26 protein-coding genes and 1 tRNA gene are annotated in these 21,101 nt (G+C 71.1%); 14 read left to right on the top strand and 13 right to left on the bottom strand.

What is annotated here, in order from left to right; translation table 11 throughout:
- The first annotated feature begins 13 nt into the window (after positions 1 to 13).
- Positions 14 to 478: a cupin domain-containing protein gene (locus tag BCF33_RS02515; protein ID WP_106159355.1), complete on the top strand. Its 465-nt coding sequence runs from the start codon at positions 14 to 16 to the stop codon at positions 476 to 478.
- Positions 475 to 1,083 carry an exopolysaccharide biosynthesis protein gene (locus BCF33_RS02510; RefSeq protein ID WP_106159354.1) on the top strand — a complete coding sequence of 203 codons (609 nt, stop codon included), beginning with the start codon at positions 475 to 477 and terminating at the stop codon, positions 1,081 to 1,083. Before BCF33_RS02515 ends, BCF33_RS02510 begins: the two co-directional genes overlap by 4 nt.
- Here the strand turns inward: BCF33_RS02510 and BCF33_RS02505 are convergent.
- Positions 1,064 to 2,143, bottom strand: coding sequence for an anhydro-N-acetylmuramic acid kinase (locus BCF33_RS02505; protein WP_106159353.1), 1,080 nt, complete (start codon positions 2,141 to 2,143; stop codon positions 1,064 to 1,066). The genes BCF33_RS02510 and BCF33_RS02505 overlap by 20 nt on opposite strands.
- 46 nt (positions 2,144 to 2,189) lie before the next feature.
- On the opposite strand from BCF33_RS02505, the gene tyrS reads away from it, so the two are divergent.
- On the top strand, positions 2,190 to 3,443 hold the full coding sequence (tyrS, locus tag BCF33_RS02500; protein WP_106159352.1) for a tyrosine--tRNA ligase: 1,254 nt from the start codon (positions 2,190 to 2,192) through the stop codon (positions 3,441 to 3,443).
- Between the two features lie 75 nt (positions 3,444 to 3,518).
- On the opposite strand, the gene BCF33_RS02495 is transcribed toward tyrS, so the two are convergent.
- Positions 3,519 to 4,058 (bottom strand): peptidylprolyl isomerase, encoded by a 540-nt coding sequence (locus BCF33_RS02495; protein ID WP_106159351.1) that lies wholly within the window; start codon positions 4,056 to 4,058, stop codon positions 3,519 to 3,521.
- Positions 4,051 to 4,548: a peptidylprolyl isomerase gene (locus BCF33_RS02490; protein WP_106159350.1), complete on the bottom strand. Its 498-nt coding sequence runs from the start codon at positions 4,546 to 4,548 to the stop codon at positions 4,051 to 4,053. Before BCF33_RS02490 ends, BCF33_RS02495 begins: the two co-directional genes overlap by 8 nt.
- A 117-nt stretch (positions 4,549 to 4,665) precedes the next feature.
- Between BCF33_RS02490 and BCF33_RS02485 the strand changes: the two genes are divergently transcribed.
- Complete coding sequence (locus BCF33_RS02485; protein WP_106159349.1) at positions 4,666 to 5,844, top strand: phosphoglycerate kinase; 1,179 nt, start codon at positions 4,666 to 4,668, stop codon at positions 5,842 to 5,844.
- A 37-nt stretch (positions 5,845 to 5,881) separates the two neighbouring features.
- Here BCF33_RS02485 and BCF33_RS02480 read toward each other — a convergent pair whose 3' ends face one another.
- Positions 5,882 to 6,580: a GNAT family N-acetyltransferase gene (locus BCF33_RS02480; RefSeq protein WP_106159348.1), complete on the bottom strand. Its 699-nt coding sequence runs from the start codon at positions 6,578 to 6,580 to the stop codon at positions 5,882 to 5,884.
- 105 nt (positions 6,581 to 6,685) lie between these two features.
- Here BCF33_RS02480 and msrB point away from each other — a divergent pair, with 105 nt between their 5' ends.
- On the top strand, positions 6,686 to 7,093 hold the full coding sequence (gene msrB / locus BCF33_RS02475) for a peptide-methionine (R)-S-oxide reductase MsrB (protein WP_106159347.1): 408 nt from the start codon (positions 6,686 to 6,688) through the stop codon (positions 7,091 to 7,093).
- 2 nt (positions 7,094 to 7,095) lie between these two features.
- Here the strand turns inward: msrB and BCF33_RS02470 are convergent, their stop codons facing one another.
- A complete protein-coding gene (locus BCF33_RS02470) occupies positions 7,096 to 7,536 on the bottom strand; it encodes an outer membrane protein assembly factor BamE (RefSeq protein WP_106159346.1) in 441 nt (146 codons plus the stop codon).
- Positions 7,537 to 7,625: 89 nt separating this feature from the next.
- Here BCF33_RS02470 and BCF33_RS02465 point away from each other — a divergent pair, with 89 nt between their 5' ends.
- The 8 genes from BCF33_RS02465 (at position 7,626) to BCF33_RS02430 (ending at position 13,276) form a co-directional block, all read left to right on the top strand.
- Positions 7,626 to 8,144, top strand: a complete 519-nt coding sequence (locus tag BCF33_RS02465; RefSeq protein ID WP_106159345.1) for a YceD family protein — start codon at positions 7,626 to 7,628, stop codon at positions 8,142 to 8,144.
- Between the two features lie 166 nt (positions 8,145 to 8,310).
- Entirely contained in the window at positions 8,311 to 8,514 is a 204-nt protein-coding gene (rpmF, locus tag BCF33_RS02460; RefSeq protein ID WP_106159344.1) for a 50S ribosomal protein L32, read from the top strand.
- A 22-nt stretch (positions 8,515 to 8,536) separates the two neighbouring features.
- Positions 8,537 to 9,622: a phosphate acyltransferase PlsX gene (plsX, locus tag BCF33_RS02455; RefSeq protein WP_281259996.1), complete on the top strand. Its 1,086-nt coding sequence runs from the start codon at positions 8,537 to 8,539 to the stop codon at positions 9,620 to 9,622.
- A complete protein-coding gene (locus BCF33_RS02450) occupies positions 9,619 to 10,575 on the top strand; it encodes a beta-ketoacyl-ACP synthase III (protein ID WP_106159343.1) in 957 nt (318 codons plus the stop codon). Before plsX ends, BCF33_RS02450 begins: the two co-directional genes overlap by 4 nt.
- Positions 10,576 to 10,668: 93 nt before the next feature.
- On the top strand, positions 10,669 to 10,977 hold the full coding sequence (ihfA, locus tag BCF33_RS02445) for an integration host factor subunit alpha (protein ID WP_106159342.1): 309 nt from the start codon (positions 10,669 to 10,671) through the stop codon (positions 10,975 to 10,977).
- A 4-nt stretch (positions 10,978 to 10,981) separates the two neighbouring features.
- Complete coding sequence (locus tag BCF33_RS02440; protein WP_106159341.1) at positions 10,982 to 12,034, top strand: MerR family transcriptional regulator; 1,053 nt, start codon at positions 10,982 to 10,984, stop codon at positions 12,032 to 12,034.
- A 53-nt stretch (positions 12,035 to 12,087) separates the two neighbouring features.
- Positions 12,088 to 12,164: transfer RNA gene (locus BCF33_RS02435), tRNA-Pro, on the top strand.
- 53 nt (positions 12,165 to 12,217) lie between these two features.
- Positions 12,218 to 13,276: a 2'-deoxycytidine 5'-triphosphate deaminase gene (locus tag BCF33_RS02430; protein WP_106159340.1), complete on the top strand. Its 1,059-nt coding sequence runs from the start codon at positions 12,218 to 12,220 to the stop codon at positions 13,274 to 13,276.
- Between the two features lie 31 nt (positions 13,277 to 13,307).
- Here BCF33_RS02430 and BCF33_RS13985 read toward each other — a convergent pair whose 3' ends face one another.
- The 7 genes from BCF33_RS13985 to BCF33_RS02400 form a co-directional block, all read right to left on the bottom strand.
- Positions 13,308 to 13,454: a hypothetical protein gene (locus BCF33_RS13985; protein WP_158259336.1), complete on the bottom strand. Its 147-nt coding sequence runs from the start codon at positions 13,452 to 13,454 to the stop codon at positions 13,308 to 13,310.
- A complete protein-coding gene (scpB, locus tag BCF33_RS02425) occupies positions 13,451 to 14,137 on the bottom strand; it encodes an SMC-Scp complex subunit ScpB (protein ID WP_245883693.1) in 687 nt (228 codons plus the stop codon). Before scpB ends, BCF33_RS13985 begins: the two co-directional genes overlap by 4 nt.
- Positions 14,130 to 14,882, bottom strand: a complete 753-nt coding sequence (locus BCF33_RS02420; protein WP_245883692.1) for a segregation and condensation protein A — start codon at positions 14,880 to 14,882, stop codon at positions 14,130 to 14,132. The genes scpB and BCF33_RS02420 overlap by 8 nt, the downstream gene beginning before the upstream one ends.
- Positions 14,879 to 15,874 (bottom strand): glycoside hydrolase family 3 N-terminal domain-containing protein, encoded by a 996-nt coding sequence (locus BCF33_RS02415; RefSeq protein WP_106159339.1) that lies wholly within the window; start codon positions 15,872 to 15,874, stop codon positions 14,879 to 14,881. The genes BCF33_RS02420 and BCF33_RS02415 overlap by 4 nt, the downstream gene beginning before the upstream one ends.
- 1 nt (position 15,875) lies before the next feature.
- Complete coding sequence (locus tag BCF33_RS02410) at positions 15,876 to 16,697, bottom strand: SPOR domain-containing protein (RefSeq protein WP_146132774.1); 822 nt, start codon at positions 16,695 to 16,697, stop codon at positions 15,876 to 15,878.
- 159 nt (positions 16,698 to 16,856) lie between these two features.
- Complete coding sequence (gene argS / locus BCF33_RS02405; protein ID WP_106159337.1) at positions 16,857 to 18,278, bottom strand: arginine--tRNA ligase domain-containing protein; 1,422 nt, start codon at positions 18,276 to 18,278, stop codon at positions 16,857 to 16,859.
- A gap of 50 nt (positions 18,279 to 18,328) precedes the next feature.
- On the bottom strand, positions 18,329 to 19,531 hold the full coding sequence (locus BCF33_RS02400) for a deoxyguanosinetriphosphate triphosphohydrolase (RefSeq protein ID WP_106159336.1): 1,203 nt from the start codon (positions 19,529 to 19,531) through the stop codon (positions 18,329 to 18,331).
- Between the two features lie 91 nt (positions 19,532 to 19,622).
- Here BCF33_RS02400 and BCF33_RS02395 point away from each other — a divergent pair, with 91 nt between their 5' ends.
- Positions 19,623 to 19,946 (top strand): HesB/IscA family protein, encoded by a 324-nt coding sequence (locus tag BCF33_RS02395; protein WP_106159335.1) that lies wholly within the window; start codon positions 19,623 to 19,625, stop codon positions 19,944 to 19,946.
- A 37-nt stretch (positions 19,947 to 19,983) separates the two neighbouring features.
- Here BCF33_RS02395 and BCF33_RS02390 read toward each other — a convergent pair whose 3' ends face one another.
- Positions 19,984 to 20,916 carry a Hint domain-containing protein gene (locus BCF33_RS02390; RefSeq protein ID WP_158259335.1) on the bottom strand — a complete coding sequence of 311 codons (933 nt, stop codon included), beginning with the start codon at positions 20,914 to 20,916 and terminating at the stop codon, positions 19,984 to 19,986.
- Positions 20,917 to 21,101 lie beyond the last annotated feature (185 nt).

Here is a 21,101-nt window from a genome sequence, read left to right as displayed (position 1 = left end):
AGGAGAATGTTCCATGCCCCTTGCGGACCGCCTGATCGAATCGCTCCGACTCGCCCCCCACCCGGAGGGCGGGCATTACCGCCAGACCTGGGCGGGGCCGGATCGGGACGGCCGGCCGTCCGGAACGGCGATCCTGTTCCTCCTGCGCGCGGGCGAGGTCTCGCGCTGGCACAGGGTGGACGCGGACGAGATCTGGCTCTTCCACGCGGGCGCGCCGCTCACGCTCTCGATGGCGGAGACGGCGGCGCGGGCCGAGGACCGGGCCCTGGGCCCGGACGTCCTCGGGGGGCAGTCGCCGCAGCTCGTCGTTCCCGCCGGATTCTGGCAGGCGGCGCGCAGCGAGGGGGCGTTCACCCTCGTCTCCTGCACGGTCTCCCCGGGCTTCCGCTTCGATGGGTTCGAGCTCGCCCCCGAAGGGTTCGACATTCCTCGCGGCGGGCCGGAACGGGGCGCGGCACCGGCGGTTTGCCCGCCATGAGCAGCGTGAACGAGATCTTGGACGACCTTCGGGACGCGGCGCATGACGGCAAGGTAACCGTGGGCGAGATGGCGGAGGCGATGGGCCACCGCGGCACGGCGCCTTTCCTCATCGTCCCGCCCCTCATCGAGATCAGCCCCATCGGCGGCATCCCCGGCGTGCCCACATTCCTGGCCCTGGTGATCGCGGTCTTCGCCGGGCAGATCGCGTTCGGCCGGGAGGAGCCGCACGTTCCGGGCAAGCTGGCCCGCCGCGGCGTCGAGGGGAGGAGGCTGCAGGGCGCGACCGACAAGCTGCGGCCCCTCGCCGACCGCCTCGACGGATGGTTCCGGGGCCGCCTGTCGCCCCTGACCGGCAAGCCCGCGCGGCAGGCCGCCGCGGCGGTGGTGCTGGCGCTGTGCCTCACCGTGCCCCCGCTCGAGCTGGTGCCGTTCGCCTCGACCATCCCGATGGGGGCGATCCTTGTGTTCGGGCTGGCCTTCCTCTTCCGCGACGGGCTGCTGATGCTGGGCGCGTTCGCGGCCTCCGCGGTGGCGGCGTGGGGGCTGGCGACCGTGGTGCCGTGGTCCCTCCTGGCGGAGAAGGTCAGCGGCTGGGTCGGCTGACCCGTCCGCCCGCCATCGCGGCCGGCACGCCGGTGGTGCGGGGAAAGCTGATCGGCATGCCGTTCAGCACCCGCACGGAGAGGAACGCGAAGGCCTGCGCCTCCAGCATGTCGCCGTCCAGGCCGACCTCCTCCACCGGGACGGCCGGGATCGCGCAGAGGTCGGCGATCATGGCCATCATGGCCGGGTTGAGGCGCCCGCCGCCCGTCACGAGGATGCGGTCCGGGGGGCTGGGAAGATGCCCAAGCCCCTTCGCGACGCAGGCGGCGGCGGCGGCGGTCAGCGTGGCAGCGGCGTCTGCGTCCGACAGCGCCGCGACCTCGCCGGCGAGGCCCGGGAAATCGTCCCGGTCGAGCGACTTCGGCGGCATCCGCGCGAAGTAGCCCCGGGCGAGGAGGCGCTCGATCACCCTCTCGGCCACCGCGCCGGAGGCGGCGAGCCGGCCGCCCTCGTCGAAGGCCCCGAGGCCGCGCGCCGCCATCAGGTCGTCGAGGGGGGCGTTGGCGGGCCCCGTGTCGAACGCGAGCAGCGCCTCCTCCGGCGGGCCCGGCCCGACGAAGGTCAGGTTGCCGACCCCCCCGAGGTTCAGGAACGCGCAGGTCCCGAGGCCCGCCCACCGGGCGCAGGCGTGGTGGAAGACCGGCGCCAGGGGTGCCCCCTCCCCGCCGGCCTCCACGTCGCCGGAGCGGAAGTCCCAGACCACCGTCCGGCCCGTCGCGGCGGCGAGGCGCGCGCCGCTGCCGCACTGATGGGTGCCGCGCCCGCCCGGCTCGTGCGCGAGGGTCTGGCCGTGGAAGCCCACGGGATCGCCCGGCAAATCCGCGAGCACCCCCGCATGGGCACCCTCGACCGCCGCGGCGGCCTCGGTCACCCCGTCCTCGCCCGGCCAGCGCCCAAGGGCGGCACGTATCATCGCGCGCTCGGCCCCCGAATAGGCCCGGTAGGCGGATGGGCCGAACCCCTCGATCCGCGTGCCGTCCGTGACCAGGACGGCCGCGTCCACCCCGTCCAGCGAGGTGCCGGACATGCATCCCGCAGCCTCCACGCTTTTCCTTCCCATGCGCCCCCGCTATGCGGCCTCCACACGCCCAGGATGGACGGAAGCGATGACCCCCTACCAGCCCCGCTCCGAATTCCTGCAGGTGATGTCGCAGCGCGGCTTCCTGCAGGACTGCACCGACATGGAGGCGCTGGACCAGGCGCTGCTGGCCGGCCCCGTCACCGCCTACATCGGCTACGACGCGACGGCGCGCTCGCTGCATGTGGGGCACCTGCTGAACGTGATGCTGCTTCGCTGGTGGCAGAGGACGGGGAACCGCCCCATCACCCTGATGGGCGGCGGCACGACGAAGGTGGGCGACCCCTCCTTCCGCTCGGACGAGCGGCCCCTGCTGGACGCGGGTGCGATCGACGCGAACATCGCCTCGATGCAGCGGGTGTTCGACCGCTACCTCGACTACGGGGACGGGCCCGCGGGCGCGCTGATGCTGAACAACGCCGAATGGCTGGACGGGCTGAACTACCTGGGCTTCCTGCGGGATGTCGGGCGGCACTTCTCGGTCAACCGGATGCTGTCCTTCGAATCGGTGAAGTCCCGCCTCGACCGCGAGCAGTCGCTGAGCTTCCTCGAGTTCAACTACATGATCCTGCAGGCCTACGACTTCCTGGAGCTGCACCGCCGCCACGGCTGCCGCGTCCAGATGGGCGGGTCCGACCAGTGGGGGAACATCGTGGGCGGGATCGACCTGACCCGGCGCGTCGACGGGGGCGAGGTGTTCGGCCTGACGACGCCGCTGCTGACCACCGCCGACGGCCGCAAGATGGGCAAGAGCCAGGGCGGCGCCGTCTGGCTGAACCCCGACATGCTGAGCCCCTACGAGTTCTGGCAGTTCTGGCGGAACACGCTGGACGCCGACGTGGGCCGGTTCCTGAAGCTCTTCACGGAGCTTCCCGTGGGCGAGTGCGAGCGCCTCGGCGCGCTGGAGGGAGCCGAGATCAACGAGGCCAAGGTGCGGCTGGCCAACGAGGTGACGGCGCTGGCCCACGGGCCGGAGGCGGCGGCCACGGCCGAGGCGACCGCCCGCGAGGTGTTCGAGCGGGGCGGCGCGGGCGGCGACCTGCCCACGCTGACCCTCTCCGCCGACGAGGTGGGGGACGGCATCTCCGCCGCGCAACTCCTCGTGCGCTCGGGGCTCGCGCCCACGGGCAAGGAGGCGAAGCGGCTGATCGCGGGCGGCGGGGCGCAGGCGGCGGACGCGCCCCTGCAGGACGCGGGCCGGATGTTCACCGCGCGCGACTTTGCCGAGCCGCTGAAGCTGTCGGCCGGCAAGAAGCGGCACGCCCTGGTGCGGATGGGCTGAGGGCCGCCCCTTCCGGCGTGCGCCAGATGCGGGGGGGGGGGCGGGCCATGCCAGGCCCGCCCCCCGCGCCGGGCATCACTCGGTGACGCGAACCTCGGTCATGCGGTCGGGCTCGCCCGCGACCGCGCCCGACTGGCCTTGGCCGCGCTTGATATCGTCGACCACGTCCATGCCGGACGTCACCTCGCCGACGACCGTGTACTCGCCATCGAGGAAGGTGCCCGGGGCGAACATGATGAAGAACTGCGAGTTCGCGCTGTTCGGGTCCTGCGTGCGCGCCATGCCGACCACGCCCCGTTCGAAGGAAAGGTCCGAGAACTCGGCCGGGACGTTCGGCAGGTCGCTGCCGCCGGTGCCGGCCGGGCAGGTCGCGCCGGGCGCGCCGCATTCGACGTCGCCGGTCTGGGCCATGAATCCGTCGATGACCCGGTGGAAAGCGACGCCGTCATAGGCGCCCTCCTCCGCCAGCTCGGTTATCCGTTCGACGTGCTGGGGCGCGACATCGTCGAAGAGGTCGACGACGATCGTGCCGTTTGCCTCGCCGGCGACGTCGATCTCGAGGCCGGTCGCGAAGGCGGGGGCGGCCGACAGGGCCAGGATCAGAACGCTACGCATCGGCGGCCACCTTCATGCTGACGATCCGGTCAGGGTCCTGGGGCGGCTCTCCGCGCGTGATGGCGTCGATGTGCGCCATCCCGTCCGTGACCCGCCCGTAGACCGTGTACTGACCGTTCAGGAAGTTATTGTCCGAGAAGTTGATGAAGAACTGCGAGTTCGCGCTGTCCGGGTTCTGCGACCGGGCGGCGCCGACCGTGCCGCGGTCGTGCGGGATCTTCGAGAACTCGGCCGGAAGATCCGGCATGTCGCTGCCGCCCGTGCCGGCCGCCGAGAGGTTCAGCGACGCCTTCTTGCCGTTCGCCACGTCGCCCGTCTGGGCCATGAAACCGTCGATCACGCGGTGGAAGACGACGTCGTCGTAGGCCCCCTCCCGCACGAGGGCCTTCATCCGCTCGACGTGCTTGGGCGCGACGTCGGGCAGAAGCTCGATGGTGACGGTGCCGTTCTCCAGCTCCATCAGGACGGTATTTTCGGGATCGGCAGCCATGCGGCCCTCCTTGTTCGCTTTCGGCGGACCTAGGCCCCGACCCGTGCGTTGGAAAGACCTTGCGTCCGGCGGGCCGAAGCCGGCAGGGGGACGCCGATACCGCCCGGAGGGAACGCGATGGCCTGGAAGACGCTCGACGACCTTGAGATCGACGGAAAGCGCGTGCTCGTGCGGGTGGACCTGAACGTTCCGATGAAGGACGGGGCCGTCACCGACGCGACCCGGATCGAGCGGATCGTGCCCACGGTCAAGGACATCCAGGCCAGGGGGGGGATGCCGGTGCTGCTGGCGCATCTCGGCCGCCCGAAGGGCGAGGTCCGGCCCGAGCTCTCGCTGCGCCAGATCGTTCCCGCGCTGGAGGACGCCCTCGGCCAGAAGGTCGCGTTCGCCGATGGCGACTATTCGGCGGCCGCCGGGTCGATGAAGCCGGGCGACGTCCTGCTGCTCGAGAACCTGCGGTTCGATCCCGGCGAGGAGCAGGACGACGAGGGCTTCGCGCGCCGCCTGTCCGCGATCGGCGACGTCTACGTGAACGACGCCTTCTCCGCCGCGCACCGCGCGCACAGCTCGACCCACGCCTTGGCGCGGATGCTTCCGGCCGCCGCCGGCCGGCTGATGGAGGCCGAGTTGAACGCGCTGGAATCCGTCTTGGGCCGTGCCAAGCGGCCCGTACTGGCGATCGTCGGCGGCGCGAAGGTCAGCACGAAGCTCGCCGTGCTTCGGAACCTGATCGACCGGGTGGACTCCATCGTCATCGGCGGCGGGATGGCCAACACGTTCCTCGCTGCGCAAGGGATCGACATCGGCAAGTCGCTGGCCGAGCACGACATGGCCGACACCGCCCGCGAGATCGTTCGCAAGGCGGAGGAGAAGGGATGCACCCTCCTTCTGCCCCGCGACGTGGTGGTGGCGTGGAAGTTCGAGGCGGATGCCGAGAACGACGTCGTGATGGCCGAAAACGTCCCCGCGGACGCGATGATCCTCGATGCCGGCCCCGACAGCGTCTTCCACATCGGCCAAGCGATCGAGGACGCGAGCACGGTGATTTGGAACGGCCCCCTCGGCGCCTTCGAGCTGGAGCCGTTCGACGCGGGCACCCTCGCCGTGGCCGAGCACGTCGCGCATCGCACCAGGGACGGCGAGCTGATATCCGTCGCGGGCGGCGGCGACACGGTGGCCGCGCTGGCCAAGGCGGGCGTGACGGATGATCTGACCTACGTCTCGACGGCCGGGGGCGCCTTCCTCGAATGGATGGAAGGCAAGGCCCTGCCCGGCATCGCGGCCCTGGCGGACTAGGCGCCGCGCCGGACGTCCGGCCCCGGGGCGAGCCCCTTCAGGACATCGCCAGCCCCCTCAGGGCGCGGGCGCGGGCGGGCGGGATGCTGCCGATCTCGAGCCCGGTGAAGACGTGGAGCGTCCCGAGGTCGCGATCGACGACCGCATGGTCCGACACCCAGCCCCCCATCGCGGTATAGGTCCGCAGGAGCGGCGGCATCGCCTTCATCGCGCTGCGCGGGTCCGGCTTGCGGCGTGGCAGGCGCAGCACCTCCGTCGCGCGCCGCAGCGGGCGCCAACGGGCGGGCGCCTGGTGCCGCTCGGCCAGGAGGGCGAGCGCGTCGGCATGGGCCGCGGCCTCCGTGCCGGCGAAGGACGAGCAGCCGAACAGCATCCCTGCCCCCGTCTCGTCCACGATCCGCGCCAGCTCGCCCCAGGCGACGCGCAGCAGGTCGGCGTTCGCCTCGCCCCCGCGGGTGCAGAACCGGCCGAGTTCCAGCATGGGGGCGTCGAAGCGCTCGAGCGCCTTCAGGTCGTAGTGCTGCGCCGCGTAGGAGCGTCCGACCTCGCCCCCGTCGGCCAGCGGAAGGAGGCGGAAGGTGCAGGCCGGCCCCTCCGCGTCGTCGATCAGGACATGGGTGCAGATGCCGTCGAAGCGGTCCCGATCGTCGCCGCCGGCGCGGAATCGCGCGGCACGCAGCCCGAGCGCGAGCGCGAGGTCGGCTTCCGTCTCGGCATGACGCACGCGGTAGCGCATCGATCTCCTCCCACCCTTTGGAACCGGGCGGCGCGATTCCTAGATATCCCGAGGATGCACCCGCACTACGGGCGATCAACGGTCAAGCAAGGAAGGCGGTCGATCATGGAAAAGGTTACCAAGACGGACGAGGAGTGGCGCGCCGAGCTGTCGCCGGAGGCCTACAAGGTCCTGCGCAAGCACGGCACCGAGCGTGCCGGCACCCATGAGGACTTCCCGAAGGAGCCTGGGGTCTATGTCTGCAAGGCGTGCGGGCTGCCGCTCTTCGAGCAGGCCACGAAGTTCGACAGCGGCACCGGCTGGCCCAGCTTCTACCAGCCGATCAACGAGGAGAACGTCGGCGAGAGCGAGGACCGATCGTGGTTCATGCGCCGGACGGAGGTTCACTGCGAGCGGTGCGAGGGGCATCTCGGGCACGTGTTCCCCGACGGGCCGAAGCCCACGGGCCTGCGCTACTGCATCAACGGCGTCGCCCTAGACTTCGAGCCAAGCCCGCCGGGCGGCGACGCTTGAGGCTAGTCGGCGAGGAAGTCGCCGGCCTGCAGGCGGCCGACGCTGGTCAGGAGCTGGCTCAGGAAGCCGGGCCGGCGCACGGTGCTCTGCGTGACGCGACGCGAGAGGGCCACGACCCGCCCTTCGCGAAGCCCGAACCGCTCGACGTTCGCGAGGCGGCCGGCGTCGTCGTAGGTGATCGCGACCACCTCCCGCGCGGTGATGCGGGGAGCGAAGGGCCCGAAGGTCCGGCGGGTGGAGGCGACGTAGTACCAGTCGCCCTCCGTGACCCCGGAAGTGGAGGGGCGGCCGACGGCCTCGGCCACCGTGTCGCGGGTGTCTACCCCGATCTGCAGGCGCGCCAGCTCCTGCGCTGGGGGGATGTAGCCGTGTTCGCTGACGATCGGCGTGCAGCCGGCGAAGGCCAGGGCGGCGGCGAGGATCGTCAGGTGCTTCGATGCCATCGGTCGTCCCCGTGCGCCGGGCGGTCTGGTCCGCCCCTTTGCAGCGGCTTACAGGGTGCGGGCGCGGCGGGGCAAGTCGGAGGCGTGCGATGAGCGAACGGTTGAGGTTGGCGGACGTGGGGCCGGAAGGCATGGCGGTGTCCTGGGCTCCCTCCGCGCCCGAGGCTGCGGACATGGCCGGGCGCCTGGGGTTGACCGGCCTCTCCAAGGCGCGCCTCGAAGGGACGTTGCGCGCGGCCTCGGGGGGATGGCTCTTCGACGGGCGGCTCGGCGCCACGGTGCGCCAGCCGTGCGGGGTGACGCTCGCTCCGGTGTCGACCCGGATCGATGAGGACCTCGTCCGCCGCTACGGCGAGGCGCCGCCCGCCCCGGCGGGCGAGCGCGAGATGGCCCGGCACGACGACGAGTGGGAAGAGGCGCCCGAGACGTTCGATCCAGCCGCCCTCTTCGAGGAAGCGCTCTCGCTGGCGCTGCCGGCCTTTCCCCGCGCCGAGGGCGCCGAGCTGGGCGAGGCGGTGTTCGCCGCCCCGGGCGTCGAGGCGATGACGGACGAGGACGCGAAGCCGCTCGCAGGGCTCCGGGCCCTGAGGGATCGGATGGGGGACTGAAGGCACCGCCTTCGCAGGGTTGCGCCACGGGTGAATCGGCGTATATCGACGCGACTTCCGGCCCGGCCCGATCCCCCGCGCCGGTCCGCCGCGCACGCCGCCCGGCGAGGCATCCGACACGCATCCGGGGCGTCCTTCGACCCCGCCCGACATCGAGGTTTCCCAAATGGCCGTCCCGCAGAACAAGGTCACGAAGTCGCGCCGCAACATGCGCCGCGCGCACGATGCCCTGACGGCGTCCAACCCGGCCGAGTGCCCGAACTGCGGGGAACTGAAGCGCCCGCATCACGTCTGCGGCGCATGTGGCCATTACGCGGACCGTGAAGTCCTCGCGGAGGACACCGTCGAACTAGACGACGACGCGGCCTGAAGCCTCCTTGCCCGGTCCGACCGTGACCGAACCCGCCGACATCCGGGCCGGCGATCCGTCCCCCCCGCGTCGGACGGTGATCTCGGTCGATGCGATGGGCGGTGACCGGGGGCCGGGGGCCGTCGTGAAAGGTGTTGCGGAGGCCGCGGCGCACGACCCCGATCTCGCTGTCATCCTTCATGGCGACGGCGAGGCCCTCACCGCCGAGATCGACCGGAGGGGGCTCGGGGCGATCGCGGAGGTGCGGCACACCTCCGAGGTCGTGTCCATGCAGGACAAGCCGTCCACCGTGATGCGCCGGGGCGCGGGAACCTCCATGTGGAACGCCGTGGAGGCGGTCCGGGACGGTCATGCACGGGCCGTGGTCTCCTGCGGGAACACGGGCGCGCTCATGGCGGTCTCGATGCTGCGGCTGCGGAAGCTTCCCGGCGTGCAGCGCCCGGCGATCGCCTGCCTCTGGCCGTCGCGGAACCCGTCCGGCTTCAACGTAATGCTCGATGTGGGCGCGGACATCCGTGCCGACGCGCGCGATCTGGTCCAGTACGCGCTCATGGGGGCGTCGTATGCGCGGAACGGGCTCGGGCTCGGGCGCCCGCGGGTCGGGTTGCTCAACGTCGGAACCGAGGATCACAAGGGCCGCCCGGAGATACGAGAGGCCGGGCAGGCCATCGCAGCCGCCGCTGACGATGCCGGGTTCGACTATGTCGGCTTCGTCGAGGGGGGCGACATCCCGGGCGACCGCGTGGACGTCGTCGTCACGGACGGCTTCACCGGGAACGTCGCGTTGAAGACGGGCGAGGGAACGGCCAAGCTGGTCGGCGACCTTCTGCAGGGCGCGTTCACCCACTCCCCCCTGTCGCGCCTCGGCGCGCTCTTCGCGCTGAGCTCGCTCAGGCGCCTGCGCCAGCGGATCGATCCTCGCCGCGTAAACGGCGGCGTCTTCCTGGGGCTCGGTGGGACGGTGGTGAAGTCGCATGGCGGAGCGGACGCGACCGGGGTCGCCGCGGCGATCGGGCTGTCCGCACGGCTCGTCCGATCCGGATTCGAGGAGCGGCTGGCCATGCGCCTTGCCGAGGTGGGCGAGATCGCCGGGGAGGTCGAAGAATGACCGTACGTGCGGTGATCACGGGCATCGGCGCCCATTTGCCCGACCGCGTCGTCCCGAACGACTGGTTCTCGGGCTTCCTCGACACGTCCGACGCCTGGATCCGCGAGAGGACGGGGATCGAACGCCGCCACTTCGCGGCGGACGGCGAGTTGACGAGCGATCTGGCCATCGCCGCGGGACGGGCCGCGCTCGTCGATGCCGGGGTCGATCCGGCCGAGGTCGACGCGGTGATCGTGGCGACGACCACGCCGGACCAGACGTTTCCCTCCACGGCGGTGAAGACCCAGTCCGCCTTGGGCGTGCGGGGCTTCTCCTACGACATCATGGCGGCCTGCGCGGGGTTCGTCTTCGCCATGGGGAACGCCGACGCGCTGATCCGCGCCGGCCTCGCGCGGCGGGTCCTCGTGGTCGGGGCGGAGACCTATTCCCGCATCCTCGACTTCGAGGACCGCGGCACCTGCGTCCTCTTCGGCGACGGCGCCGGAGCGGTCCTGCTGGAGGCGCGCGAGGGCGAGCGCGGCATCCTCGGGGTCGACCTGAACTCCGACGGCTCCTACGCCGACCTTCTCTACGTCGATGGCGGCGTCAGCATGGGTGGCACCTCCGGCAAGCTCAGGATGCAGGGGCGCGAGGTATTCCGCCACGCGGTCTCGAAGCTCGCGCAGACGGCGACGGCCGCCTTGGAACACGCGGGCCTCGATCATGGCGACGTCGATTGGGTGGTTCCCCACCAGGCGAACGTCCGCATCATCGAAGGGACCGCGAAGAAGCTGCGGACCCCGATGGAGAAGGTGATCGTCACCGTCCAGGACCACGGCAACACGTCGGCCGCCTCGATCCCCCTGGCGCTGGCAGCGGGCCGCGCGGACGGACGGCTGCGAGAGGGGCAGATCGTGGTCTGCGAAGCCATCGGCGGCGGGCTCGTCTGGGGCGCGGTCGCGTTCCGCCTCTGACCGGAACGGGGCCGCCGTCGTTCCGCCCCTGTTCGGGTTGACCGCCCCGCGTTCCTTCCGGCAGGCTTGGGGGGATAGGGATGGGGAAAGCAGATGGCCGGGAAAACCCTGACGCGTATGGATTTGAGCGAGGCTGTGTACCGTGAGGTCGGCCTTTCCCGCAACGAGAGCGCTGGCCTGGTCGAATCCGTGCTCGAGCATGTTTCCGACGCGCTCGTGCGGGGCGAGCAGGTGAAGATATCGGGCTTCGGAACGTTCAGCGTTCGTCAGAAGGCCGAGCGCATCGGCCGCAACCCGAAGACCGGCGAAGAGGTGCCGATCGCGCCGCGCAAGGTCCTCTCCTTCCGGCCGTCGCACCTGATGCGCGACCGGGTGGCGGATGCGCCGGCCCCGGTGAGCTGACGCCATGGCGAAGGCCGCCGGGGCGTTCCGCACGATCTCCGAGGCGGCCGAAGTACTGGGCGTCCAGGCTCATGTCATCCGCTTCTGGGAGACGAAGTTCACGCAGGTGAAGCCCGTCAAGCGCGCCGGGGGCCGTCGCTATTACCGGCCGGACGACGTGGCGCTGCTGTCGGGGATCCGGACGCTCCTCCATGACGAAGGGATGACGATCAAGGGCGTCCAGAAGATGATGCGGGAGGACGGTCCGGCAGCCGTCGCGGCCAAGGGCGCCCCCGTCGATCCGGAGGACGACGCGGTCGAAGGCACCTCCGCCGCGAAGCCGGACGAGGACGGCGGCACGGATGCGTCCCGGGGTGCCGAAGCGGCAGCGTACATGCCGCGACCCACCGGCGGCACGGTGGAGGGCGGCGGCCTGGGTACGGCCGGCGATGGCGCCTCACCGCGAGCCGGAGACGATCGCCCGCTTCCCGCAGCCCCCGCGCCTCCTGCCGATGGAGATGCCCCCCCCGCCGGATCGGAACCTGCAGGGGATCGGAACGTGGCGCCCTTCGAGAAGAACGATCCGGCCGCGGATGGACTCTCCCACCCCCAGTCGAAGGCCACGGGCAGCGAGGACGGTTCGGACGCCGACGGAACAACCGAGCCCTCCTCCGGCCTGCCGTCCGCCGGTGAAGGAGCCCGTCACGAAGACCCCGCGGCGTTTTCCGACATGGCCGCCCACGCCATGGGCGAGACAGCGGCGGGCGACGATCGCTTCGTCAAGGAGAAGGTTCCTTCGGAGGATGGAAAAGTCATGGCCGGAGAAACCGATGACGCCCCTCCGTCCCGGCTCTTCGCAGCGCAGCGTCTGGGGCCTGCCTTGGTGCCGGAAGAAGCGGGCCGTTTCTCGGGCCTCCTCGCCGCCTTGCCGTCCGATCCCGCGGATGACGACGAGGTTCCGCTGCCTCCGCTGCGACCGTCCCGACCGCATTGGCGTCGCTTTCGCGCGATCGAGCGCGCGTCGCTCCGGCGGATCGAAGGCCGCATGCGCGATCTTCTCCACAGGATGGAGGGATGAAGCGCCCCCAAGGGGCTTGCCCCCGCCGCCGCGCTTGGTAGAGGGGCCTCCGGCGGGCTATGGCGCAGCCTGGTAGCGCGTCCGTCTGGGGGACGGAAGGTCGCAGGTTCGAGTCCTGCTAGCCCGACCATAGAGAACGCCTCGCCTCCGCCGGGGCGGGGCGTTTCGCTCCGAAGGACCGAAATGACCGACGGCGTTCTTCCCTGTCAGAGCATCGACGCGCTGATCGTCGAGGGAACGATCCTCGCGAAGGGCGCGCCGATCACGGACGGGCAGGTGCAGCCAGCGTCGCTCGACCTGCGGCTCGGGCAGCGGGCCCACCGGGTCCGGGCATCCTTCCTCGCGGGCGAGGGACGAAGCGTAGCGGACCGGCTGGCCGAGTTCGAGATGCACTCCTTCGCGATCGGGAACGGTGCGGTGCTGGAGCGAGGGTGCGTCTATCTCGTGCCGCTGGAGGAGGCGCTGGCCCTTCCGCCGGACCTTTCGGCAACCTGCAACGCCAAGTCCTCGACAGGTCGCCTGGACCTTCTGACCCGCGTCATCACCGACGACGGAAGCGAGTTCGACCGCGTCCCGCCCGGCTATCGAGGGCCGCTCTGGGTCGAGATCTGCCCGAGGTCCTTCTCCGTGGTGATCGACGCTGGCCTGGCGCTCTGCCAGATACGTTTCCGCCGCGGCGAGGCGCGGCTGGACGACGAGGCGCTCGCGTCCCTCCACGAGGCCGAGAGGTTGGTCGACCGCCCCGCCCTCATCGAGGACGGCCTGCGCTTCTCCGTCGACCTCGCGCGAGAGGGGATCGTCGGCTGGCGGGCCAAGCCGCACTCCGGCGCCGTCGATATGCGCCGCGTCGCCGCGCACGAGGCAGCCGAGTTCTGGGAACCGCTTCACGCGCGCCGCGACCACCTGATCCTGGACCCCGGGGCGTTCTACATCCTCGTCAGCCGCGAGGCGGTGCACATCCCGCCAGGATACGCGGCCGAGATGGCCCCCTACCTCGCCATGGTGGGCGAGTTCCGGGTCCATTACGCGGGGTTCTTCGATCCCGGCTTCGGTCACGGCACCCCCGCGCGCGGCGTGCTGGAGGTACGCTGCCACGAGGCGCCCTTCGTCCTCGAGCACGGACAGGTCGTCGGGCGCCTCGTGTACGAGCGGATGGCCGAACGCCCCAGCCGTCTCTACGGCGCGGGGCTGGGGTCGAACTACCAGGGTCAGGGCCTGAAGCTCTCCAAGCATTTCGCCTGACGGGCTGCCCTAGGGGCGCCGGAATAGGCCCTCAGCGGCGGGGTCGGTCGCTTTTCGAGGCGCCGCTCCGCCGCCGTGCAGCGCGCCCCCCGGCATCCATCCCGGCGTTCACGCCGCCCCGGATCAGCCGGTTCATCACTTGGCGCAGGATCATCTGCACGATGCGGTCGAAGCTCATCGGTCCTCCTCGGATGCGTCTCGTTCGTCCCCCCCGATGGGGAGCGGGCGCTGGTCGTCCTCGGGCAACGGCGTTCCCGGCGGCGGGCGGTTCTCGAGGAGCCCGGCCTGCCGCAGCTCCTTCAGGCCCGGCAGATCGCGGGGGCTGCCGAGGCCGAAATGATCGAGGAACGCGCGCGTCGTCACGTAGGTGACGGGACGCCCCGGGGTCTCGCGCCGCTTGCCCAGGCCGATCCAGTCCAGTTCGAGAAGCTGCTCAAGCGTGCCGGTGCTGACGGAGACGCCGCGTATCTCCTCGATCTCGGCGCGGCTGGTCGGTTGATGGTAGGCGACGATGGCGAGCGTTTCGATCGCGGCGCGCGACAGCTTGCGCGTCCGCAGCGTCTCGCGCCGCATCAGGAAGGCGAGGTCGCGCGCCGTGCGGAACGCGAAGCCGCCGCCGGCGCCCTCCAGCACGATCCCTCTGCCCTCGTAGCGACGGCGCAGCGCCTCGATGGCCCGCGCGGGGTCCGATCCCTCGGGAAGGCGTGCGGCGAGGTCCTGCAGCCGCATCGGCTCGGCGGCGGCGAAGAGGATCGCCTCGGCCATCCGCTCCTGCTCGGCCGCGGGGGGCGCGTCGAACAGGCGCTCCTGCGCGGGCGCGCTTGCGGGCGGCGCATCGGTGTTGGCGCTGCCGTCAGTCACGGGTCCGGATCTCTATCGGCTCGAATGTGCCCGCCTGGCGGATCGCGATCCGGCCGGCCTTCGCCAACTCGAGCGAGGCCGCGAAAGTCGCCGCCGCGGCCGAACGCCCCCGCTTCCCACGGGTCCATCCATCAGGCAGGAAGTCCATCAGGTTGGTCCAGGAGGGTACGCCGCCGACGATGCGGCGGAGCCGCTCCAGCGCGGCCTCCATCGTGTCGAGGTCCGTGCGGTCCACCGCGTAGGGCCGAAACTCGTCGCGGGTGCGGATGCGCGCATAGGCCTGCATCAGATCGAGCACGTTCGCCCGATAGCGGATCGTCACGGCCGTCTCGACCGCCTCCGGCGCACCGCGCGCGAACCGCTCGCGCCCTAGCCGGTCCAGCGCCATGAGCCGTGCGCCCGCCTCGCGCATCGCCTCCAGCCGTTGGAGCTGGAAGGCCAGGTGATCGGCCAGTTCCTCCGCGCCCGGCCCCTCCTCCTCCGGGTCGGGCGGCAGGAGGAGGCGGGACTTCAGCAAGGCCAGCCACGCCGCCATCACGAGGTAGTCGGCCGCGAGCTCGAGCCTGACGGCCGCCGCCTCGCGTGTGAAAGCGAGATACTGCTCGGCGAGGGACAGGACGCTGACCTGGCGCAGATCGACCTTCTGCGTCCGCGCCATGGCGAGCAGCAGGTCGAGCGGGCCCTCGTAGCCCTCCACGTCCACGAGGAACGCCTCGGCCTGCAACCTCTCTTCGACTTCGCTCACGGAACCCTCCCGACGATCTCCTCGTATTCGGCGATCAGGGCGGGGATGTCACTTTCCTGGGGGGCGGGGGCCGGAGGCACGGCGGCGGCGCGGCGTAACGCGCCGTTGGAAAGCATTCCGCACCGCGCGGCTATCCCCTCCATCTCGGCCATCTCGCCGTTGCAATGCAGGACGACGTCGCACCCGGCGGCGACGGCCCGCTCGCCCCGCTCCGCCGCCGTCCCCTGCAGGGCCTCCATCGAGATGTCGTCGGTCATCAGAAGCGCGTCCCAACCCATCTCCGCGCGGAGGAAGTCGATCCCCTCGCGCGAGAGGGTGACCGGCGTGGTCTCGTCGATCTGGGGGATCAGCACGTGGGCGGTCATTCCCATCGCTTCGTCGGCGAATTCGCGGAACGGGGCGAAATCGGTGTCGGACAGTTCTTCAACCGGCGCAGAGAGGCGCGGCAGGCCCAAGTGCGGGTCGACCCGCATCCGGCCGTAGCCCGGCAGATGCTTGACGACCGGCAGCACGCCGCCCGCTTTGCCCCCTGCGACCACGGCGCGGGCGATCCGGACGACCTCCTCCACGGTCGAGCCGTAGAGGCGGTTCGCCAGGATCGGGTGCGTCCGCGGGTAGAGGAGGTCAAGGCAGGGAACGCAGTTCACGTCGATGCCGACCTCGTGCAGCTCCTGCGAGATCAGGCGCTGGCGGATCCACATCGCCCTCTCCGGCCGCTCGCCCGCGGCGCGGATCGCGTCCAGCGCGGGCAGGTAGCGGCGCCAGACGGGTGGGCCCATCCGCTGCACGCGTCCCCCCTCCTGGTCGATCAGGATCGGCACGTGCCGACCCACCGCCTCGCGCAGGTCGCCGGTCAGCGCGCGCAGCTGATCCTTCGTCTGCACGTTGCGCGCGAAGAGGATGAAGCCCCACGGGTCGGCCTCGCGGAAGAAGGCCCTCTCCCCCGGGGTGATCGTGGTGCCGGCGCAGCCGAATGCGTAGGCGCCCGGCATGTCAGCGGTGCTCGACCGGGACGCATTCGACGCCCCCCGCGAGCATCGCGTCGCAGAAGCGCACCGCCTCGGGACGCCCGCCGAACCCGGCGGCGCGCAGACGCACCCAGGACCGTCCCCCCGTCTCGCGCCGCTGGATCACCCGCTCGCGCCCGGAGAGATGGGCCGGATGCGCGGAGGCGAGGCGCGTCCATTCGGCACGGGCCGTGTCCTCGTCGGGAAAGGTGCCGATCTGCGCGAGCAGCGCACCAGCGGTCAACGCCTCCGGGGCGATCTCGGGCGCGTCGGGCACGGGGGCCCGGCGGGCGAGCGCGCCGGGCCGCACGCGCGGCCGAAGCGACAGCGTCACCCCCGGCACGGAGGCGGGCAGCACCTCGGCATCAGCGTTCAGCGCAGCGGTGATCGCGTCCTCGATGGGCGACGTGACCGCCACGGGAACTGGCGCGGGCGCCTCCTCCCGCAGGACGGCGAGGATCACGTCCTCCTCGCGCGGCGCCTCGGGCCCGGGGGCGAGGATTACCCGGTCGGCCCCGGGTCGGACGCCGTCCCCGCCCGCGACCGCGTTCACGGACAATCCCTGGTGCGGGATCACCCGTCCGCCCGGATCCGCGGGCCGCTCGCGCATTGGATCGGCCAACGCCTGGATCACCGGGACGCCGGACGCTTCACGGCTGAGGGTCTGCCACCCCCACCAGAGCCCACCGGCGACCAAGGCGAGGGAAGCGCCGGCTCCGACCCATTGCACGGTGCGCTGGGTCACGGCAGCCAAAGCCATGCGTATATCCGGCCCCCCGGCCATGCCGGTCCGTTCAATGTCGGTCATCTCGTGCCCTCGCTCGATGTCCGGCGGCGTGGCGATCTTCCGTCGCTCTCCGCTGACCTCCACAGACTGTCCCGAGTCGCGCCCGCCCGGCAACCGCCGGACCCGCGGAGGTGGCAACGGCGCCACCGCGCCGTGGCCCCTGCGCGACGGTCCGCGCCTTCAGCCGAGGTCGGGCGGCGGCCGGACGCCGAGACACGAAAGGCCCGCCGCCATCGACGCCGCCGCGGCACGCCGGCCGGCATCGTCCAGGCCTTCGGGCCGGTCCAGCGCGGCGATGGAACGTTCAGCGATATCCAGCAAATGCGACAGGACGATCCTCGGATTGCGTTCGGCGGCCGCGCATCGTGCCACGTGCGGCCAGGAAGCGATCGCCAGCGCTAGGGGGCGCGGGGCCCCCCCGCCGTTCGCCCCCACCTCGCCGAGCCGCGCCGCGGCGGACAGCACGCGCCAGGCGGGATTCCCCCATGCGACACCGCGGGCGCCCGCCATGTCGAAGGTCATCGGCACCTCCGCGCGCGGCGCCAACAGCGCGAGCCGCGCGATGTCCGGCCCGAGCGTCTCGAGGATCTCGGCCGCAGGCGGACCGTCGGCCGGACCGACCAGCCGCAGATCGAGCGTCGCGGCGCCCCCCGATAGGGCCGTCACCGCGGCGGTAAGCCGACGTCGATAGGCGGCGTGATCGGTTCCGAGGACGTCGATCAGCGTTCGGTGCCCTTCCAGCCGCAGGCGATGGGCGGCCACGTCGCCTGCGAAGTAAGTCCATCGCCCATCCTCGAGGCGCATGGGGCGCGCACGCTCGTCCCCGAACCGGTCGGCGGCGAAGATGTAGCCGTCCCGCACGTGACCGGCCGCATCGAGGTCCGCGACCGCGGCGGCCACGGCGCCGCCTTCCATCAGCGCCCGTTCGAAGATGAAGCGATCCATGCGTACGCCGAATGCCTCGAGTTCCGATCGCACCATCCGCATCGCGCCGCGCACAGCATGGGCCCTCAGAGGAGCGAGCCATCCGTCCTCGTCATCGCCGCCGTCGGGCGCATCAGCGGCGATCGGCGCCAGCGCGGGGTCCGTGGTGCGACCCTCCTGCACGCCACGGACGGCGCGGGCCAACGTATCGGCCTGCGCGCCCCCGTCGCCGACGTAGTATTCGCGCGTCACGGCATGGCCGGCGAATTCCAGCGTCCGGGCGAGGGCGTCGCCGAAGGCCGCCTGCCGAAGGTGCGAGGCGCTGAGGCCGGGCGTCGGATAGGCGGAGGCGAACTCGATCGAGACGGGTTCACCTCGGTCACCCGCCGTGCCCCAATCAGGCCCCATGTCGGCGGCGACCTTCAGCGCATCGTCCAGGGCCGCCTTCGAAAGCCTCAGGTTGACGAAGCCGCCCGCGGCGGAGGCGCGATCGATGCGGAAATCCTTGGAAAGCCGCCGCACCAGCACCGCCGGATCGGTTCCGGCGACGAGTGCGGCGTTCGTCGCCAGATCCCCCTGAGACGTCGTGGGCGCCTTCCGCAGGACGACGGCGTCCAAGTTCAAGCCCTCGGGGAGCGCGGACCGAAGGTCCGACAGGATGGCGCCGAGAAGGTCCACCCCTGCGCCCTAGCCGCCCCTTCGCGGGGGTGGCAAGGCGCGCCGCACCCTCACCCCAAGGCGCGGCCGGTCAGGCGGCTCCATTCCCGCAGGGCGAAGCGATCGGTCATCCCCGCGACGTAGTCCGAGACGAGGCGCGCCGTCTGCGTTGCATCGCCTTCGGTCGCACGAACGTCGTCCTGCCATTCCCGGGGGAGGAGCGAGGTCTGGTCGAGATAGATCGGGAACAGTTCCCGCACCACGCCCGTCACACGCGTCCGCATCTCGATCACGGCCGGCGCCCGATACATCCGAGTGAAGAGGAAGGCGCGGATCACCTGGAGGTCCGCCCACATCGCGTCCGAGAAGCGGATCACCGGGACGCCGGCGCGGCGCACGGCGTCCGCGTCCGTGGGCGCGACCTCACGGATGCGCGTCCTGCTGGTCTCGATAACGTCGGCGACCATGGCGCCGAAGACCCGTCGCAGGGCCTCCGCCCTCCGGCGGCGGGCGTCGAGGCCCGGGAACACGGTGCCCACCTCCGCGAAGGCCGCACCGACCAGCGGCAGTTCAGACGCCTCACGCTCGGTGAAGAGGCGCGCGCGAAGCCCGTCCTGGATGTCGTGATTGTTGTAGGCCACATCGTCCGACAGCGCCGCGACCTGCGCCTCGGCCGAGGCGTGGGTGGTCAGCTCGAGATCCTGAACGCGGTCGTACTCCGCCAAGGCCCAGGGCAGAGGGGCGGGCACGGGACCGTTGTGCTTGGCGATGCCCTCCAACGTCTCCCACGTGAGGTTGAGCCCGTCGAAGCGGGCATAGGATCGCTCCAGCCGGGTGACGATGCGGATCGCTTGGGCGTTGTGGTCGAAGCCGCCATGGACTGCCATCAATTCGGAGAGCGCGTCCTCGCCCGTATGGCCGAATGGCGTGTGGCCGAGGTCGTGCGCCAGGGCGACGGCCTCCGCCAGATCCTCGTTCAGGCCCAATGCGCGGGCGATGGTTCGCGCGACCTGCGCGACCTCGATCGAATGGGTCAGGCGGGTGCGGTAGTGATCGCCTTCATGCTCCAGGAAGACCTGCGTCTTGTGCTTGAGCCGTCGGAAGGCGCTCGCGTGGATGATGCGGTCGCGGTCGCGCTGGAACGGCCCGCGGTGATCGAAGTCCTCCTCGTCGTGAAGGCGCCCGCGCGTCGCGTCCGGGCGGCAGGCGGGCGCGGGCAACGGGCCTGTCCGCGGCACGGGCCCGAGGTCCTGCTTGCGAAGCGGCGCCGTCATCGAAGGACCCTTTCTCTTGGCGGACGTTGGAACGTCCTCCACCATCCTTATATGCAAACATTGGAAAAGGGTGAATCCACGGGGGTCCCGGATGTTCCTTCCGCCGAAAGTGACCGACAGGGCCTACGAGCGCCTGTCCGAGATCGGCGCCGCCGCGCAGGGCAAGGCCCTGCGCGTCGCAGTGGACGGCGGGGGCTGCTCGGGCTTTCAGTATCGGATCGAGCTTGGCGAACCGGAGGATGGGGATACCGTCCTCGAGGGCGCGGGCGAGCGGGTCCTGGTCGACGAGGTCTCGATGCCCTTCCTCACCGGCGCCGTGATCGACTTCACCGAGGAGCTGATCGGCGCACGGTTCACCGTGGACAACCCCAATGCCGCCTCGGCCTGCGGCTGCGGCGTATCCTTCGCCATGTAGGCCTCGCGCGTCCGGCCCGGACGCTGCGACGTGATCGCTATGCTGCCAGTGGCAGGGCCGAGCGGGAACGGATGATGGGGGCGGCGGCCCCGTAGGCGGCGATGCCGTCGGGCAGGGCGGCCAGGATCCGCAGGCGATCGACCGGCGACAGGCGCGCCATCGCTTCGGCTCCGGGGAAGAAGCTTTCGGCAGCGGCGCCTTCGGCATCGAGGATGGAGTGGCGCTTCGTCAGGATGTGGACGTAGTCGATCCATCCGCCCTCCTCCCTCGTGACGCCGGCCATGCCGAGCAGCGACTTCGCCGGCACCAGGACCGCCGCCTCGCCGTAGAGGAGTTCGGCCCGCCAACCCGTCACCAGCATCCGGTGCTCGGGCGACACCCTCAGCACCCGCGCGTTCCCGATGGCACCCGGCGCAAACCGGACGGGGGCGTTCCCGCCCGACGCCGGAACGCGGCTGCGGCCGACCCAGAGGATCGGCACGGGGCCATCTGGCGTCACCAACAGATCCCCTGCGACTAGGTTCCCGGCACGCGCCCGGCCACCTGGAACCGCGATCCGCGTTTCAGCCTCGAAACAGGGAACGAAGTTTGTGGCGACGCGGTCCGCAACGATTTGTGCATCGTTAGTAAGGGATCGATTAAGTCTGAGCGAGCGGATCGGCCCCGCCTCCATCGCCGCGACATCCGAATTGTTCTGAAACTCGGGCAGCAAATAGAAGCGGCCGTCGGCAAGCTGTGCCAAGACGGCCGAGATATTTGCTGTTGTGCCGTCCGCATAGGTCAGCGTCGCGTCGTAGCCCATGGCGCTATCCAACAACACTAATTCTGTATCGTTGCCCTCAACAAGGGTGGCGGTCTCTTGGGTGGAAGGGTTGTTGTCACGATCCCAGCGGTTGTCGCCGTCGGTATCGTTCACTGTAAATTTAGCGAATTTCCCTGCCAGCGGATCGTTGGCGCTGCCGAAGGTCACGCCGCGACTGAAGAGTAACTCGGTCGCGGACGTTCTCTCGTCCGTATCGAAGTCCCGCCTCGATCCGAGAAAGATAGCGTTCCAAGTCAACGGCATTCGTGAGGCCTTCCATGTTTCCGGCCCGCCCGAACTGATGCCGGCCTGGGGCGTGGATCGGGCGTTATCCGATCATTTGCGGGGCATCC

Source organism: Hasllibacter halocynthiae (genome assembly GCF_003003095.1).
In the GTDB taxonomy this organism is placed as follows: domain Bacteria; phylum Pseudomonadota; class Alphaproteobacteria; order Rhodobacterales; family Rhodobacteraceae; genus Hasllibacter; species Hasllibacter halocynthiae.
This window is presented reverse-complemented; position numbering and strand designations above follow the sequence as displayed.

Coding starts and splice junctions, on each gene's coding strand:
- ihfA (WP_106159342.1), top strand. CDS start 10,669: ATGGCCGGGAAAACCCTGACGCGTATGGATTTGAGCGAGGCTGTGTAC.
- BCF33_RS02400 (WP_106159336.1), bottom strand. CDS start 19,531: ATGACGGCGCCGCTTCGCAAGCAGGACCTCGGGCCCGTGCCGCGGACA.
- BCF33_RS02485 (WP_106159349.1), top strand. CDS start 4,666: ATGGCCTGGAAGACGCTCGACGACCTTGAGATCGACGGAAAGCGCGTG.
- BCF33_RS02480 (WP_106159348.1), bottom strand. CDS start 6,580: ATGCGCTACCGCGTGCGTCATGCCGAGACGGAAGCCGACCTCGCGCTC.
- BCF33_RS13985 (WP_158259336.1), bottom strand. CDS start 13,454: ATGAGCTTCGACCGCATCGTGCAGATGATCCTGCGCCAAGTGATGAAC.
- BCF33_RS02465 (WP_106159345.1), top strand. CDS start 7,626: ATGAGCGAACGGTTGAGGTTGGCGGACGTGGGGCCGGAAGGCATGGCG.
- BCF33_RS02510 (WP_106159354.1), top strand. CDS start 475: ATGAGCAGCGTGAACGAGATCTTGGACGACCTTCGGGACGCGGCGCAT.
- BCF33_RS02450 (WP_106159343.1), top strand. CDS start 9,619: ATGACCGTACGTGCGGTGATCACGGGCATCGGCGCCCATTTGCCCGAC.
- rpmF (WP_106159344.1), top strand. CDS start 8,311: ATGGCCGTCCCGCAGAACAAGGTCACGAAGTCGCGCCGCAACATGCGC.
- BCF33_RS02415 (WP_106159339.1), bottom strand. CDS start 15,874: ATGCCGGGCGCCTACGCATTCGGCTGCGCCGGCACCACGATCACCCCG.
- BCF33_RS02505 (WP_106159353.1), bottom strand. CDS start 2,143: ATGGGAAGGAAAAGCGTGGAGGCTGCGGGATGCATGTCCGGCACCTCG.
- tyrS (WP_106159352.1), top strand. CDS start 2,190: ATGACCCCCTACCAGCCCCGCTCCGAATTCCTGCAGGTGATGTCGCAG.
- BCF33_RS02515 (WP_106159355.1), top strand. CDS start 14: ATGCCCCTTGCGGACCGCCTGATCGAATCGCTCCGACTCGCCCCCCAC.
- BCF33_RS02440 (WP_106159341.1), top strand. CDS start 10,982: ATGGCGAAGGCCGCCGGGGCGTTCCGCACGATCTCCGAGGCGGCCGAA.
- BCF33_RS02430 (WP_106159340.1), top strand. CDS start 12,218: ATGACCGACGGCGTTCTTCCCTGTCAGAGCATCGACGCGCTGATCGTC.
- BCF33_RS02410 (WP_146132774.1), bottom strand. CDS start 16,697: ATGACCGACATTGAACGGACCGGCATGGCCGGGGGGCCGGATATACGC.
- BCF33_RS02395 (WP_106159335.1), top strand. CDS start 19,623: ATGTTCCTTCCGCCGAAAGTGACCGACAGGGCCTACGAGCGCCTGTCC.
- BCF33_RS02495 (WP_106159351.1), bottom strand. CDS start 4,058: ATGCGTAGCGTTCTGATCCTGGCCCTGTCGGCCGCCCCCGCCTTCGCG.
- msrB (WP_106159347.1), top strand. CDS start 6,686: ATGGAAAAGGTTACCAAGACGGACGAGGAGTGGCGCGCCGAGCTGTCG.
- BCF33_RS02470 (WP_106159346.1), bottom strand. CDS start 7,536: ATGGCATCGAAGCACCTGACGATCCTCGCCGCCGCCCTGGCCTTCGCC.
- BCF33_RS02490 (WP_106159350.1), bottom strand. CDS start 4,548: ATGGCTGCCGATCCCGAAAATACCGTCCTGATGGAGCTGGAGAACGGC.